This is a genomic window from Robiginitalea myxolifaciens (assembly GCF_900115205.1).
In the GTDB taxonomy this organism is placed as follows: domain Bacteria; phylum Bacteroidota; class Bacteroidia; order Flavobacteriales; family Flavobacteriaceae; genus Robiginitalea; species Robiginitalea myxolifaciens.
Map to the genome: position 1 here is coordinate 593,730 of NZ_FOYQ01000002.1, position 14,776 is coordinate 608,505.

Sequence of the window (14,776 nt, forward strand, 5' to 3'; positions counted from 1 at the left end):
TTCAGCTTTAAGAAAATGGATGTCTAAATTAAGGAAGTCCTGAGGATTCCTTTAGCCTTCCCCTCAAATTCTTCCTATATTTCAGCTTGTAATCCCTAACTCCTTCCGATCTCCCGTATGTCCAATAAAAATCCCTATCCCCTGACGCGTCCTGATACCTTCCTGGAGGGACCTCAGGACCGTTTTAAAGAATTGTGGTTTACCTTAAAGGTAGGTTACCATTTTATCCGTGGATTCCGAAAGTTACACTTTGTGGGGCCCTGCGTAACCGTTTTTGGTTCGGCCCGGTTTAAACCGGAGAATCCCTATTACCAGCAAGGTGTAGCCGTGGGTAAAGCCCTTTCGGATATGGGTTTTACCGTAATGACAGGAGGAGGTCCGGGGATTATGGAAGCCGCCAATAAAGGGGCTTTTGAAGCAGGAGGATACTCAATTGGATGCAACATAGTCCTGCCTAAGGAGCAGCACGAAAATCCTTATCTGCATAAATGGATCAATATCCCCTACTTCTTCGTTCGCAAATTCCTGCTCCTAAAATACTCGTATGCCTTTGTGGTGTTACCAGGAGGAATGGGAACACTGGACGAACTCTTTGAATCGGTTACCCTCATGCAAACCGGCAAGATTAAAGACTTCCCAATTGTGGTCGTTAGTAAGGACTACCACGCCGAAATCCTGGACCACGTGGATGTCATGGTCCAGGAAGGAACCATCTCGCCTGAGGACAAGGATTTGCTGTTCGTAACAGATTCCGTGGAGGATATGGTTCAGCATCTAAAAGTGAATGCTGTAGCCCGGTTTGGACTGGTCCGAAAGCAGCCAAAATCGCGATGGTGGCTTGGCGAGTCGCGATAGAAGAAAAAAGCTTTTCAAAAAGTTGCGACTGAGCAGATGAAAAAGTACATTTGCATCCGCATTTTGGCCTAGCGCTCTTTTGTGTCTGACTTGGCTGGAATCAGGAGAGGTGCCGGAGTGGTAACGGAGCAGATTGCTAATCTGTCGACGGGTAACCGTCGCCTGGGTTCGAGTCCCAGTCTCTCCGCAAAATCCTCGGGGTGTAGCGTAGCCCGGTTATCGCGCCTGCTTTGGGAGCAGGAGGTCGCAGGTTCGAATCCTGCCACCCCGACAAAAGAAACCCTGACGACAAAGTCGTCGGGGTTTTTTTATTTCGGGAGGATTCGAAGCTGGCTTCGAAAATCCGAACGGAATGAAAAAACCCGATTTCTGCCGCCAGGCAGAAGTCAGGGTTTCTTTTAGTCTCCTCCATACTCAGGATCACGAGCGAAGCGAGTAATCCCGTCTTTTTATTCCTCCGGAATCCCAATACACATGAGCGTTTCGCCAGTTTTTACCGGTGGCGTTCCGATTTTGTAGAGAATCAAACCACTGGCAGGGGCCTTAATTTTTTCGAGCTTTTCCCCAAATTCGTCGGTAATATATCCGATTTCCTGATCCTTATCGACCCTATCACCCGCCCGTAAATTGCTGTAGAATATCCCTTGCTGTGGCACCCGGACATATACCTGATCATTGTATCGATTTAAAACTGTGGGTAAAACCAGGTCTGTCTCGTACATCCCGAGCTCGCGCATGACGTTGTAGATGCCATTCTTATTAAGCGCTACTGCCCCTTCCTGAACATTCCCCAGGAGCCCGGCCTCAAAACTCAATCCCACCTTTCCGTCCTGAACGGCTTGCTTAAAAACGTACTTAGCCGGTTCGGAATCCTTCAAAGTGTACGGGTAGGACACCACATTGGGAAATCCACTTCGTTCCGACAACACAGCAGCTAAAGCGGTTTGGGCTGATTTCCCTTCGTGATTGTAATAGCAAACAAAAGGAACCAGATCCTCACTGGCATCACCCCCATGAATATCCAGAAAAACATCTGAAACCGGGATAATGTTTGTGGTTATATAGTGGGCGATTTGCTGGGTCACAGTCCCCTGAGAATCTCCGGGGAAACTACGATTCAGGTTTACCCCGTCTGCCGGATTAATGAATAAGGCGCGACCATAGAAAGCCCCGGTATTAGTAACTGGCGATAAAATAAGCGTACCCGACAGCTGCTCCGGTACAATTTCCTTAAGAATTTCCTGAACCGCAATGATCGGCGGGTATTCGTAACCATGTACCCCGGCTAAAACCGTGAGGGTCGGTCCCGCTTCCTTTCCCCTGATAATTACAACCGGCAGGCTTATCTCGTTATCCAGACTATCGCGGAAGTCAATGGTGAACTTCTCAACGGAGGATAGCTGGGTAGACTGATACTTCTCAGTAAAGCTTACCTGGGCCGAAGCAGTAAAGCAGAACAACAGGATTACTATTTTAAGGATGCTCTTGTGGACATAGGTAAGTCTCATAGCTTCGTCAAAGGTGTAGCGTCTTTAATCAAGACAATAAGGTCGAATTTAAATAGGAAGTTCTGAACCTGGTCGCTGAACTTACTCGCCTGTGATCGTAGCTCCTCGGTCTTAATTACCACATACTTCTTAGCACTTCCTTCGGCCAGATTAAGTATTTCATCGGGGATATATTTGCTTCGCTCAATCGCGATACTGTCTTTATCTGTCTCTACCGGGTTGGATCGATTCTGAAATCCGGTGATTCCGGCAGCCAGTATATTCAGGGAGCGCATCCCATTGGCATTGGCCAATTCCGAGGCCATATTCCCAATGTCATAAATTCTGGTAAATGTGAGTCCCCGCCCAGCGTGATTATATCCAAGTTTAAATACGGCTTTAGGAAGGGTTTCGGTAGTCTGGGCCTCTTTGTAATACTCCATGAAATTGTGTTTCATAAGTTGCCCACGAATTTCATTGTTCCAGTAGTATTCCCCTTTAAACTGATAGCCATAAATTTCCTTGGTTTTCCAGAGGTCCGCTATCAAGCCCCGCTCCCAATCTTCAGTGGCCGCAAGAAGTAGGGAATCATGTATTTCTTTAGAGTATTGGAAGATATACGCCGCCATGAAGTTTTTGCTTGTTACGGCTTCCTTGTAACCACTATCAGCGCGTTCCAGCTCTTCTTTAGCCAGCTCAATCAAAGTTGGATTATCGGAATTTTCGACTAGCGTCCAAAACGCCATTCTAAAGCCAGCCATCAATGTCTGATCAATACCCCAAAGCTTTCCCCCTTGCTTTCCGACATTCGTGAGCAAGTTGTAATCTTCCCGGTTGTTGTAAAAGGCAATACTCCATGGATATTTATTTTCAAACTTTGTGGCCTGCCCAAGGGGGTCATCGGAATCCAAAAACTCAGTGAGCATTTCCGCTGCTAAAGGATCGGTTTCGATCACCAGCGTATTGTAGCCGAACGGTTGCGACATATCGTATAAGGAATTGGTGATTTCACCAACCTCTACTATCCCATGGGTTTCCCCGAGTAGGATAAATTGACTGCTTGAAATCTTATCCTTGAGATAATCGGCAATTACAGGTTCCTCAAAATCATTGGCGAAAATGGTGTGTGCTTTCAGTAAGCTGTCCTGTTGGGCCAAGCATTTAGTACAAAAAGCCGTGAATAGTACGGCAGTAATTAATCCTCGTGTTTTCATCGGCTTGAATCCGGTTTAGGGTTACAGTCTTGAAATAGCTATCTTGAGCTTGCTTCTTAATAAGCTTCCATAAACAACATCATTTCAATATTTATGAAAACTAACAAATATTTACCCGCCTTTCAAACTGGTTTCCTGGCCGTTGCATTCCTAAGTCTTTCCCTTTCCTGCAAGGGCGAAGCCAAAAAGGCCGAAAATGAGGAAGAAACAGTAATGCAGGAGGAAGTATCCGATGAACCTTCAGGAGGTCTGGCACTATATACCGTCCGCGATGCAATGGGAGAAGATCCCAAAGGAACTTTGATGGAAGTAGCCGCCCTTGGGTATGCCAATATAGAAGCTGCAGGATACGATAACGGTACCTTCTACGGGATGGCACCCGCAGCTTTCAAGAGCTTTCTGGATTCCGTTGGGCTAAATCCGGTGAGCACCCATCAGGGCAGTGTAACCCTGGATAACGCCGACGCCATGATTGCCGACGTTAAGGCTGCTGGTTTTAAATATTTTGTGGTTCCCGTCCCACCCATGGGCATGTTCAAATTTGATCCGGCTACCCGTACGCTATCCATGGAAGGAACCGCGGAAGAACTGGCTCAAATCCTGGAGACCCTGGGCCAGAAGTGCAAGGACGCTGGTCTGGAATTACTCTATCACAACCACGACTTTGAGCTGATCGAGAACGAAGACGGGGTGGTTGTACTGGACTACTTACTGGAAAACCTCGATCCCGAACTGGTCAACTTTCAAATGGATTTGTACTGGATGACTGCCGCCGGAGCAGACCCCCTCGCCTATTTTGAAGCACATCCCGGCCGATTCAAGGCTTGGCACGTAAAGGATATGGACGACCAGGGCCGGTTCGCTCCCGTAGGAGAAGGCACTATAGACTTTGGGCGTATCCTGGACCAAAAGGACCGCTCAGGGATGGAGTATTACTTCGTGGAGCAGGATATGACCTTTGATGGCTTGCAGCCTCTGGAAGCCATTAAAATAAGCAAGGAGGCCATTGGTGAAATTGGTTTTGAATAAAGAATTTTCCACCGTGAATATTCTGTGATAAATGACAGGTAGTTTTGCTTAAAACATAATTACCTGCGGATGACCTCTCGGCACCACTCGGTGTCGGGGGGTTTTCATTTTACCATAAATCGCGTGCGTACCGAAATCGGCTTTCCATAGGTGGTAAAGCCTTCCAGAACTACCTCAAACGTTCCGGTCAAATCGCTGGTGAAGCCTTTCAAGAAGAGTTCCGGGCCATCGATAGTAAGCTCGGGTTCCCAGAGCAGGATATTTCGAAAATCCGGAACACTTTCGTATTCAGAACCTTCAACGCCGTGCTGTTGTCTGAAATAGAGTTTCTGGGGCTGGGGCAGGTCCAGGGTTGTGTTCAGGGCATTAGGCGCCTGATAGTTCTCAGCAAAGTCGCCCTCGAAAGTCTCGAAATACACAACTCCCTGGTAGGGCAAACCTCCCAAAACCAGCGGGTCACGTAATACTTTGATTCGCTTGATCAGGCGGGCATCAAAATTCCGTATCAAATCTACGTCGGGAATATAAACCCCGTCGATCAATACCAGAGCCGGGTCCGTATTGAATTCCTCATCAAAGGTTTCAAAATCCTGGGCTACACGAATATATGATCTACCTGTTGGGGTTTTGCGGTAACCCACCAGGTTCAGGATTTCCACAAGGGTTTCCTCCAGAGTCCGGAATCGGGTATACTCATCGAGATTGGTTATCTCCGGAAGCGCTCCCAAGAATGGGTCTTCAAGTTCAGGGGCCGGAACCGAATCTGGTTTAACACTGAAAAATGCATTTTCCAGTTGATTCTGAACACTGCGAGCCACAATAGCCTCCCGGTCTCCCGCTTTCAGTGCAATCTGCTCATTAGTCAGGTCGCTAAAATCCAGTTTAGGTGCGGATTTGTAAACAATCTCAAGGGATTCGTTGGAGGGTGCCTGTATGATTAATTGTCCGTTGGAATAAGACTCTCTCAGATACCCGTAGAAATTACCTGCATCATCGGTATCCAGTGCCTTTAAGACATATTGCTGCCCGGGAACCGACAAAAAGACCTCCTGTCCGGAAACCGGTTGGCCTTGCTGTAGTACCTGCCCATAGATTAATTCGCCCCGCTGTTCCGGTAGGGCCACAGAATCCCCTACCCGCTTCGGTAATTTTGGAACAAGTCCGGCAGAGGCGACTGCATATTGCAAGGCACTCATCACCGCTGGGCCCTCCAGTTCTTCCACCTTTTTGATGGTAAGTGAATACGATCCATGTCCCAAACGGCCTTTGAAATTCCGAAGTTGCAGGTTAAAAGGAGAACGCGGGCCATACACGGCGGTATCCATTGCCATTTCGATCAGTCCGCCTTCCGTGGGTGCGAAAGGGGGCCAATTTTCCCGTGCTAGTGTAAAGCTCACCCGTGTTTTTAGGCTATCGCTTGCATCTGGAAGTATTCCAGCCCGTTTCGTATTATAGGGATTGATGATTTTTACCGTTTGGTGGAAGGTCTGGTCAATGCCCCCATTTTGCATCCACCGGGTATAACCGACCAGGGTGTATTCCCCTGAGAGTAAGTCGGTATTGACAAAGAAGTCGCCATAAGCCATTCCCTTGTTCAAGCGAAGCTTTTGGGTAAAGACTTCCTTACCCTCCGGATCGATCAAACTCACGTAAGCGACACGGCTGATCCCACTTAACCGACCCGTTGCAGCATTGAGGTTGTAAAATTTATAATAGAGGTACTCCCCTGAAAAAATAGTCGCCGTAGACAGATGCAGGTAGGCTTTTTCCATAGGGACCTGCTGCAGCGTAAGTAAATCGCTGCCATCCTTGATTTTGTACTGGCTTTGCAGGGCACCGCAGCCCGCAATAAGCAGGATACTAAGTAAGGTTATATGTTGTTTTATTCGCTTCAAACCAATTTCATTATTCTTCCCAAAAATCAGGCACCACATTATCACCAAGGGTACGGCAGTCCCCGCAAACCTTAGGGACAAACGTATATGTTCCAGGGCATGTTCCGATGCCCTCTCCATTTATGCCTGTAAACGTAATCAAGTCCAAATCGATATTCTCCACTAAAGAAAGTGGACATCCCCCACCGAACATTCCGGAAGCACAACGCGAGCGATGGGCATCCGGTGCCGAGCGATCCTCGCAAAAGAAGGGAAAAGGCGGCGGAGCTTCACCCGGAAAAAAGTCTGCATAGTCAAAAAATATCCGTTGTTCAGAAGCATTGGCGGCTTCCACATAACCCAGAACAATTTCGTCTGAGCCATCGGTTCGCGAGACATTGGCAGTCAGGGCACCCGGTTGTATCTGTGAAAACAAATTCTGGGATTCGCTAAAGTTATTCAGGGTTTCATAGTAGCCATAAGCATCTGCGGACTGTACCAACTGCCGCACCAGAATGCTGTAGCGGTGGGTGATTATAAAATCATCCCTGGGAATAAAACGAATCGGTTGCCGAGTAAGGGAACCAGTTGTACCCGAGGTTGCCTGAGGTTGAATAATCCGGTCCGAAGGACGTGTATTATAGCACACCTGCCGTTCCACTTCTCTTCGGATTAATTCCAGGTCATAGGTGATTACGGGTAACGCACAGGGATCGTAATTGGTGAGTTCGAATTCCAGTTCGTTCCAACGGGGGGCGATGATTTTATAGGTCTCTTCATAGGTATAGCGCAAACGCGAAGTAGCTCCCGAACCCGGTATGGCATCGGCGTATATCTGAATTCCCTCTACCCCGAAGTCGTTTGTAATGCGCTCGGCGCGTACATTGGCTACCGTGGCTACACCTTCTATACGCAATGGATCCGAGCGATAATTCTGTCCGCCGGTTGCAATTTCCAGCTCGTAATCCACACCCTGGCTCAGGGCAAATTGGGAGTTAGACAGGTATTGGCCAGGCAGGGCTTCGGTAAAATCATATTGGCTTCCATCTCCTCCTCGCAATACGATGAGTGCCCCCTGCTCCCAGTCTACGGAATCCCGTTCGCCACGCAGTGTGGGGAGTAACGGGACAAAAGTAGTGTCAGTTTCCAGGTCTACCCGGGAGGAACTTCGACTGAGTAATACCTCCTGAGTTTTGAGCTGATCCGTCAAAACGGCTTCCACAACCAACAGCCCGGCCCCGTCATTATCCGGTAATTCTTCCAGCGGTAATTCTTCAACACAGCCCAGCAATAGCATCAGGAGCAGAGAAGGAGTAAACAGACGGAATAGTTGCCGAACGATGCGTCCTATAATGGCCTGTGTTTGGTCCTGATGATCCATATACAGTATCTCTTTATCCTCCATCAAAACTTAAAATTATAGGTTATCGAAGGCACGGGAATCGCAAAAATTGAGCTTTGTAAAGCTTTAACCTCTCCCCCTTCAGAAACAAAGAATACCGAATAAGGGTTATTTCGTCCGAGAACATTGTAGACCGAAATCGTCCAAAAACTGTGGGCCAGTTTATTCTTGCGATGATTCCCCTCGATATTGATACCCAAATCCAGGCGATAAAAATCAGGTATGCGAAAAGCATTGCGCTCACTGTAGAACACGTAATCTGTATTATTCAGGCGGAAGGTTCCAACGGGATAGGTAATGGGCCTGCCCGTCTGGTAAACAAAATTCATGGATACGCTGTAGCGGCGGGTAAACCGATAATTAGCGATCAGGCTAAAATCGTGCGGCTTATCAAAGTTTGACGGGAAGAATTCCCCATCATTGATGCGTTCTTCTTCGAACTCCCCGTCAAAACGATACAGGGAACGGGAGTAGGTATAACCCAGCCACCCGTTTAACTTGCCTTTGTTCTTTTTAAGGAGGACCTCAACCCCATAAGCTTGCCCATCGCCTTGCAGTACTTCAGTCTCGACGTTTTGATTCAGGAATAATTCAGAGCCCGTTTTAAAATCGAGCACATCGACCATCCATTTATAATAGCCCTCGACGCTGAATTCATAGGTGTTATCCTGAAAATTTCGGAAATACCCCAGGCTGCCCTGATAGGCTTGCTGAGGGGCTATATTAAAATCACTGAGTTTCCAGGTATCGATTGGAGATATGGTCGTATTGTTCGAAAGGGTATGGATAAACTGGTAGGCATTGTGCAGACTGAATTTTACCGAAGAGGTCTCATCGAGAAAATAACGGCCCGCCAGGCGTGCTTCGGGTCCTCCGTACCAACGAATGGGTTCGAGGGATCCGTATTCCGTAGTTCCACTTACACTGGCATCACTTCGAGGCTCCCCTTCATTGTATTCCCGCTGTGTAGCTTCACCCAGGGCCGTGTAAAATGGAAAACGCAAGCCCAGTTCCCACTGCCACTTCTCAGAAGGGGTCCAGGTATCTCCTATAAATAGTGCGCCTTCAAGAGCCTGTTCCCGGGGTATCAAAATATCCGGGAGCGCATTGTTGGCTCCCTGAGCCTCCCGGCTACCCGGATTCACGGAATAGAAGTTAGCCGCGACCCCATAGGTTAAGCGGTGCTTATCCCCTAAAGGCCTTTGTAAAAAGTATTTTAACTGGGTTTGGTTAATGCCATAATCCAATTCAAAATCGGTATTTGATTCCCCGTCAAAATCAATCCCAAAACGATAATCGCTATTCCCGGCAACCAAAGTCCCACGGGTGTTTTCGCTTATTTTATGGTCCCATCGCAGCGAAAGCAAAGCGTTGGAATATTGATAGAGGGAATCCTGGGTAATGCTGAAGGCATCCCGGGAAAAATACCCGGTTGCTCCTATGGCTCCATCCTCCCCAACCAAAGAATGTACCCGCACAATACCGTCAAAAAAGGAAGCCTGGCTGTTCTGTAAGGACTCCTCATCCAGGGAACGCAAAATCCAGTCGGCATAGGCCCCGCGTGCTCCGGCAATCAGGGAAGAGCGTTCCTGCTTTAAGGGGACTTCCAGTGCCAGGTTTGCGGTAACCGGCCCAATTGAGCCTTCCCCACTAATTTTTTCGGTGTTGCCATTGGTGCTGCGTATATCAAAGATGGAACTTAGGCGGCCGCCATATTCTACTGGGGGTGCTGCCTTATAAATATCCAGTCGGTCTGTGGTAAAGGGATTCAGCGCCTGAAAAATCCCGAAAAAATGCGTCGGGTTATAAATTACCCCGTCGTCAAGAAGGATCAGGTTTTGATCTGTTCTACCCCCGCGAACATTAAAGCCTGAGGAACCCTCCCCGGCGGAGGAAATTCCCGGTAAGTTTCGGGCTACCTGCAGGATGTCTCGCTCCCCCAGCACCAGGGGAATATTCTTGGAGGCTTCGGATTCAATAGTTTCCGTTCCACTCGTAGCTTCCTCCACGTTCGCCGCCGCATCTGCCTCAACCACTACCTCATCGAGAAGTTCAATTCCTTCCTCCAATTCCAGATCAAGCGTACCATCGCCATAGATAACCACCTGACGTTCCATGCTGGCAACACCCATGGCGGTAGCCGACAAGACGTGATATCCCCGGGGTAATTGCAATTGATAATTCCCCTGGGCATCGGTAACCGTACCAATTCCCAGATTCCTAACGCGTAGTGCGAGATCCGGAATGGGCTCCCCAGTGTCGGATCTCAGGGCCCTTCCGGTTAAGGTATAAGAAGCAGCTAAATCATCGGCACTGGCCTTGCCAATTCGCGCAATTCCCAAATTACGCGTCCTTTGCCTTGCGCCATCGTTTAAAAACACCGGGGGTGGAAGCTGGGCAATTTGGCGGGCTTCCGGTGTTGCCTGCAGACTATCTGCCTCGGCATCAAAAAATCCTTCCGGTAACTGGTCATAAACCAAGGTGTTTCTGAGCAGATATACCCTTTTCTGTTCCCGGTCCACAAAAAAGTTTAATTCAGTATCTGCCAGCAGATCAGTAAGAATATCGCGAATGTCGTCGCTAGCCGAAATATCAGCGACTTCAATACCCTCAAGCCAGGTATCCAGATAGAAAAAAGTAACGCCCTTTTCTGCTTCCAACTTTTTGATAATAGTAAGCAGGTCGCTTGCTTCCTGATCAGTTTTGCTTTCCTGAGCAAAGCCCATAGTGGGGAGCAGACTCATAACAAGCACCATGCAAATTATCGCAGCCGTAAATCGGTAAGACTTTTTCAGTGGTTAGGTAGTTTTTGAATTAGCAATTTTTAAACCCACCTAAAAGGTAAGTAAAATTTGTATCTTCCACTTAGATGACCAGCGCTCAAATTTCAGATTGCGTAAGCCAAATGCAGCAAGGAGACAAAGCAGCCTTTCGCAAGCTATACGATATGTACGCAATAAATATTTGTGGTGCTATTAACCTGATAGTTTCTGATACAAACAAATCGGAAGAAATTTGTCAGGACGTTTTTCTTACCGTCTGGCAAAAATCAGCGCAATACAATCCATCGAAAGGCCGGTTTTTTACCTGGCTCCTGAACATTGCCCGCAATCGGGCCATCGACCATGTGCGTTCTTCCACATTTAAACAGGAAAAACAAAACCTAAGTGCGGATTTACTCGTAGGTATTGCAGAAGATGGTGCCTTTGAAGATGAAGTGGTACATCCTCAAGAACATAATTTGAAACAGCTTATTGAAGGATTAACCCAGAAATGCCGGGAAATCATAGCATATCTCTATTTCAGGGGATATACACAGAAAGCCGTCGCCGAGGAGTTGAAAATACCTCTTGGGACGGTTAAGACGCGCAATAGAGATTGTATTGGGCGACTGCGAAAAAATTTAAATGAACGAGATGGACGTCAGTAAATACATAGCCTCCGGGATTCTGGAACTCTATGTTGCCGGTGCGCTTTCTGAACAAGAAAATCAGGAAGTAGCGGCCCTGGCCCAGGAATATCCGGAGATCCTCGCAGAGGTTGAAGCCATTGAAGCCTCTATTCGTGAATTGGCTGCATCTTACGCATCCGGCGCAGCACCGGATTTTGCAGCCTTGGAATCCCAACTGACATCCCCTTCCGTTAAACAGTTGAAGCCAGGCGAGCCGGAACCCCGACGTTTCCGTCTTTGGGCGTACAGCGGTTGGGCAGCTGCCCTGATCATAGGTGCCGCTTCCCTCTACCTTTTACAAGAGCGCAATCGAATGGCTGGTGAATTAGATGGATTGCAGGAGGAAAATACCCAACTGGAAACCCAGATATCGCAGGCCCGCGAGGGACTGGAAAACGCCAATGCCACCTTAAAGGCTTTGGGCGAAAAAGGAATTCAGCTCGTTCCGCTTACCGGACAACAAGTTGCCCCGGAAGCATATGCCCGGGCCTTTTGGAATACAGAAGCTAATCGTGTTTATATCGATGCCAATGGATTACCAGAGCCTCCTCCAGGCATGGTATATCAGGTTTGGTCCTTAAAGCTCGATCCGCTAACCCCAACCAGTCTGGGGTTATTGGAGGACTTTGCCGCCGATACCGATAAAATTTTTGCCCTGGCTAACCCGAATGATTCTGAAGCTTTTGGGATAACCCTGGAACCTGCAGGGGGAAGTGAATCCCCTACCCTGGAACAGCTATATACCCTGGGCGCAGTTTCCTCTTAATTTCTTCGCTATAGCGCTGCATACAGCTTTCTTAAGAAATCCGACCAAGGGTTAAATCCCAGTTAAAATTGTAAGCCCAACGCAACTTTACGAACTCATAAGAGTCTAAGTTGTAGAAAGTTGTTAGGTTGGTTACGAGACCGCCCGGATGCTGAAAATTGCACCGGGCGGTTTTTAGTTGCTCCTATATCTGCTTGGAGATAAGCTTGAAGATCTGCTTACTTAAGGAAGGTCTAGAACCGAATCTACCCGGACCACCCTGCCCTCAGCGTTAATTGCCAGGGCTTTTATCCTGACCTCACCGGCAGTATCAGTTGGGGAAAAACTAAATGTTACCTCCCCGTTCTCGTCGGTTTTGAGCTCCGGATTCCAATAGACGGTTTGTTCGCCTTCGTGTTTTTTACTGCGATTCCCGGCGGAACTCATGGTTTCATCGAAATCTACAGGCTTCTTATACCCCTGATAAGTAATAGACCCGTCTTTCCGATTCAGGAATCGGGTTTTACCGCCGCTAATGGTATAGATCATCAACACCCCGGCAGCTTCGGCCTGAGGTCCGAACCTTGAAGTCTGGGCACGGTCGTGCGTATATTCAATGCGTTCAATATCCGTTGCCGGGACCAAAAAGAAAGGGGTGTCCCAATCTGCCCGGGGTTCTGGATTGGACTCGGGAGCAAATTCCAAAGGACTAATGCTCATGCGTCTGCCGTCTAATACCCAAACCGGTTGGCTCCTTCGCCCTCGTAAACTGATTACCTGAGGTGAGGTCGTACCTTCACCCAAAATAACCAAACCGGGTAATTGCCGCACTAAACTAAAGGTGGGTTTAGGGTTTTCCGGGTCCTGAAAAACGATATCGCTCTCCAAAGGAATCACACCATAGGCGCCTAAGGGAGTAATTTGCGGGCGCTTCTTACGCGCTTCCACTGTAGCCTCCTCCAAGGCGATCAAGCGTTTGGTATCGTATCGGATCTCGGAAAAATCTCCGTCCCGGTTTGCAGGTTCCCGACGGTATTTCTGAGGTTTGCCCGAAGCAATCCGATCACTTTTTGGAGTCTGTCCTCTTGCCAGACTTTTACCTTTTGTTTCAACCACATCAAATAAATCGGAACCATCAAAGTCCGAAGCAAGCTGCTTGACCTTGACTAGCCTTCCCATTTCAGACTCGGCCTCGGTGCGAAATACCAATTGCACTTCCCCTTCCAAATCGAGATTGTCCAGCGTAAAATATCCTCCTGAATTGGTTTGAACCTCCCGGATAACAACACCGTCATCAGTAGTGGCGGCCACTTGAATACGCGTATTCTGTAGCAGTTTATCATAGAGATTATACGCCCGGCCCCGGAATTCCAAACCCGATTGATAGGGATAGATAATCTCAGTTAATGGAAGCTCAATGCTAGTAAAGTTCTCCGTTGCAATGGCACGAAGGTCATTGATAAACTGACGATCGCGATAATTCCTTTGAATAAGGTTCGATTCGAATCCTCCGGAGGAATCTTCAGTACCCTGAATGGCAGAAACGGCAAACTCGGATGCGACCGGTTTCCCATTAGAATCCAGAGCCGTCAGCGTTACTTGTATGCTTCCATCCGATAATACCTGGCTTTCCTTTAATGCAATAGAATAGCCATCGTTTTGATCCTTAAGCACGTCTATGTAGGTGCTCGAAAGTTCATTTCCGACTTGATCGCTAACCACCACTTGGGTTTTTCCTGCCGGTAAATTCGCTTTGGGAACTTCCAGGAAACGCTCCTCTCCCTGACTTAATCGAAGACTTTCTCGAAACAATTCAAAACCACCGTTGCTGCCAGTGATAAAGACATCTGTGGGCTCTTGTATCCCACTTTGGGTAATAGCGAATTTGTAGTTCTTTTTATTCAAAGAGTTAACGGCAATAGAATATCCGCTGTCCCGAACATCCGCTAAGGGAAGTTCCTGGCTTCCGCTTATAGTAAAAACATATTCGGAATTCGCGTCAGGTTCCAGGTAGGCCATCGCCAATCCCTGATCGTAAGCAATAATAGGAATTCGCTGATCTGATTGTAATGACCGGATATATCCTACGGCCTTCCCTGCAGGCAATTCAGAAGTTGAATAGGTAAAAACAATGCGCTTCTTGATACCCGCTATTAGCTCCCCTCCTTCCGGAAAGTACCTGGGTGGCTCCAGGGAAGAATTGACTTCGTTTGGCACAGCACTGTCCTGTGATGCCTTGTTATTCCGGGCTTCGCTAATCTTTATCCTGAAAATTTCCGGAGCGGCTGGTCCATAATTCCCCATCCATTGCGTGTAAAAACGCAGCTCATAGGTGCCGGCATCCAGGTTTTTTGGCAATGCCGTACCTCCCTGTACCTTCCCGGATCGAATCGGAAAACGTTCAGATTCTATGGTTTCCCCTGCAGAATTCCGAATATCCAGGTGTAGCACGCGGCTCAGTCCGCCTAATCTGTTATTGGGGCCGCTTTGCAGTACGCCCTTGAAAAATAACGGGTCCCCGGCTCGATATGCTGTGCGATCGAGTTGCAGCACCAAATGCTCTTTCCATTGGTAAAGCGAATCAATCGCTTCGGTATTTTGATCCTCAATGGTAAGATCGATATCCGCCTCGGCTCGAAATTCCCGAACATCGGGTTGGCCGAATACCTGAGCTGAAAATGTAACTGCTAATAAATAAACCAAATACTTCCTCATAGCA

Annotated in this window: 10 protein-coding genes and 2 tRNA genes; 6 read left to right on the forward strand and 6 right to left on the reverse strand. The window is 47.9% G+C overall.

Annotation, left to right across the window (positions count from 1 at the left end):
* The first annotated feature begins 117 nt into the window (after nucleotides 1-117).
* The 3 genes from BM318_RS10680 (at nucleotide 118) to BM318_RS10690 (ending at nucleotide 1,126) form a co-directional block, all read left to right on the forward strand.
* The gene (locus tag BM318_RS10680; protein ID WP_092982600.1) at nucleotides 118-855 is read left to right on the forward strand and encodes an LOG family protein; all 738 of its coding nucleotides are present in this window, start codon (nucleotides 118-120) and stop codon (nucleotides 853-855) included.
* 103 nt (nucleotides 856-958) lie between these two features.
* A tRNA-Ser gene (locus BM318_RS10685) sits at nucleotides 959-1,042 on the forward strand.
* Between the two features lie 9 nt (nucleotides 1,043-1,051).
* A tRNA-Pro gene (locus BM318_RS10690) sits at nucleotides 1,052-1,126 on the forward strand.
* Nucleotides 1,127-1,304: 178 nt separating this feature from the next.
* Here BM318_RS10690 and BM318_RS10695 read toward each other — a convergent pair.
* Nucleotides 1,305-2,363 carry a succinylglutamate desuccinylase/aspartoacylase family protein gene (locus tag BM318_RS10695; RefSeq protein ID WP_092982601.1) on the reverse strand — a complete coding sequence of 353 codons (1,059 nt, stop codon included), beginning with the start codon at nucleotides 2,361-2,363 and terminating at the stop codon, nucleotides 1,305-1,307.
* Nucleotides 2,360-3,556, reverse strand: coding sequence for a TraB/GumN family protein (locus tag BM318_RS10700; protein ID WP_143099965.1), 1,197 nt, complete (start codon nucleotides 3,554-3,556; stop codon nucleotides 2,360-2,362). The genes BM318_RS10695 and BM318_RS10700 overlap by 4 nt, the downstream gene beginning before the upstream one ends.
* Nucleotides 3,557-3,649: 93 nt before the next feature.
* Between BM318_RS10700 and BM318_RS10705 the strand changes: the two genes are divergently transcribed.
* On the forward strand, nucleotides 3,650-4,585 hold the full coding sequence (locus tag BM318_RS10705; RefSeq protein WP_394333338.1) for a sugar phosphate isomerase/epimerase family protein: 936 nt from the start codon (nucleotides 3,650-3,652) through the stop codon (nucleotides 4,583-4,585).
* A gap of 104 nt (nucleotides 4,586-4,689) precedes the next feature.
* Here the strand turns inward: BM318_RS10705 and BM318_RS10710 are convergent, their stop codons facing one another.
* The 3 genes from BM318_RS10710 to BM318_RS10720 are packed head-to-tail and all read right to left on the reverse strand — an operon-like array spanning nucleotide 4,690 to nucleotide 10,605.
* Complete coding sequence (locus tag BM318_RS10710; protein WP_143099966.1) at nucleotides 4,690-6,480, reverse strand: hypothetical protein; 1,791 nt, start codon at nucleotides 6,478-6,480, stop codon at nucleotides 4,690-4,692.
* Nucleotides 6,481-6,490: 10 nt separating this feature from the next.
* Nucleotides 6,491-7,864, reverse strand: a complete 1,374-nt coding sequence (locus BM318_RS10715; RefSeq protein ID WP_245759809.1) for a DUF4249 domain-containing protein — start codon at nucleotides 7,862-7,864, stop codon at nucleotides 6,491-6,493.
* Nucleotides 7,864-10,605 carry a TonB-dependent receptor gene (locus BM318_RS10720; protein ID WP_245759810.1) on the reverse strand — a complete coding sequence of 914 codons (2,742 nt, stop codon included), beginning with the start codon at nucleotides 10,603-10,605 and terminating at the stop codon, nucleotides 7,864-7,866. The genes BM318_RS10715 and BM318_RS10720 overlap by 1 nt, the downstream gene beginning before the upstream one ends.
* Before the next feature lie 125 nt (nucleotides 10,606-10,730).
* On the opposite strand from BM318_RS10720, the gene BM318_RS10725 reads away from it, so the two are divergent.
* The gene (locus BM318_RS10725; RefSeq protein WP_092982605.1) at nucleotides 10,731-11,291 is read left to right on the forward strand and encodes an RNA polymerase sigma factor; all 561 of its coding nucleotides are present in this window, start codon (nucleotides 10,731-10,733) and stop codon (nucleotides 11,289-11,291) included.
* Nucleotides 11,278-12,078, forward strand: coding sequence for an anti-sigma factor (locus BM318_RS10730; RefSeq protein ID WP_092983500.1), 801 nt, complete (start codon nucleotides 11,278-11,280; stop codon nucleotides 12,076-12,078). The genes BM318_RS10725 and BM318_RS10730 overlap by 14 nt, the downstream gene beginning before the upstream one ends.
* Nucleotides 12,079-12,300: 222 nt before the next feature.
* On the opposite strand, the gene BM318_RS10735 is transcribed toward BM318_RS10730, so the two are convergent.
* Nucleotides 12,301-14,772 carry a hypothetical protein gene (locus BM318_RS10735; protein ID WP_092982606.1) on the reverse strand — a complete coding sequence of 824 codons (2,472 nt, stop codon included), beginning with the start codon at nucleotides 14,770-14,772 and terminating at the stop codon, nucleotides 12,301-12,303.
* Between the last annotated feature and the right edge of the window lie 4 nt (nucleotides 14,773-14,776).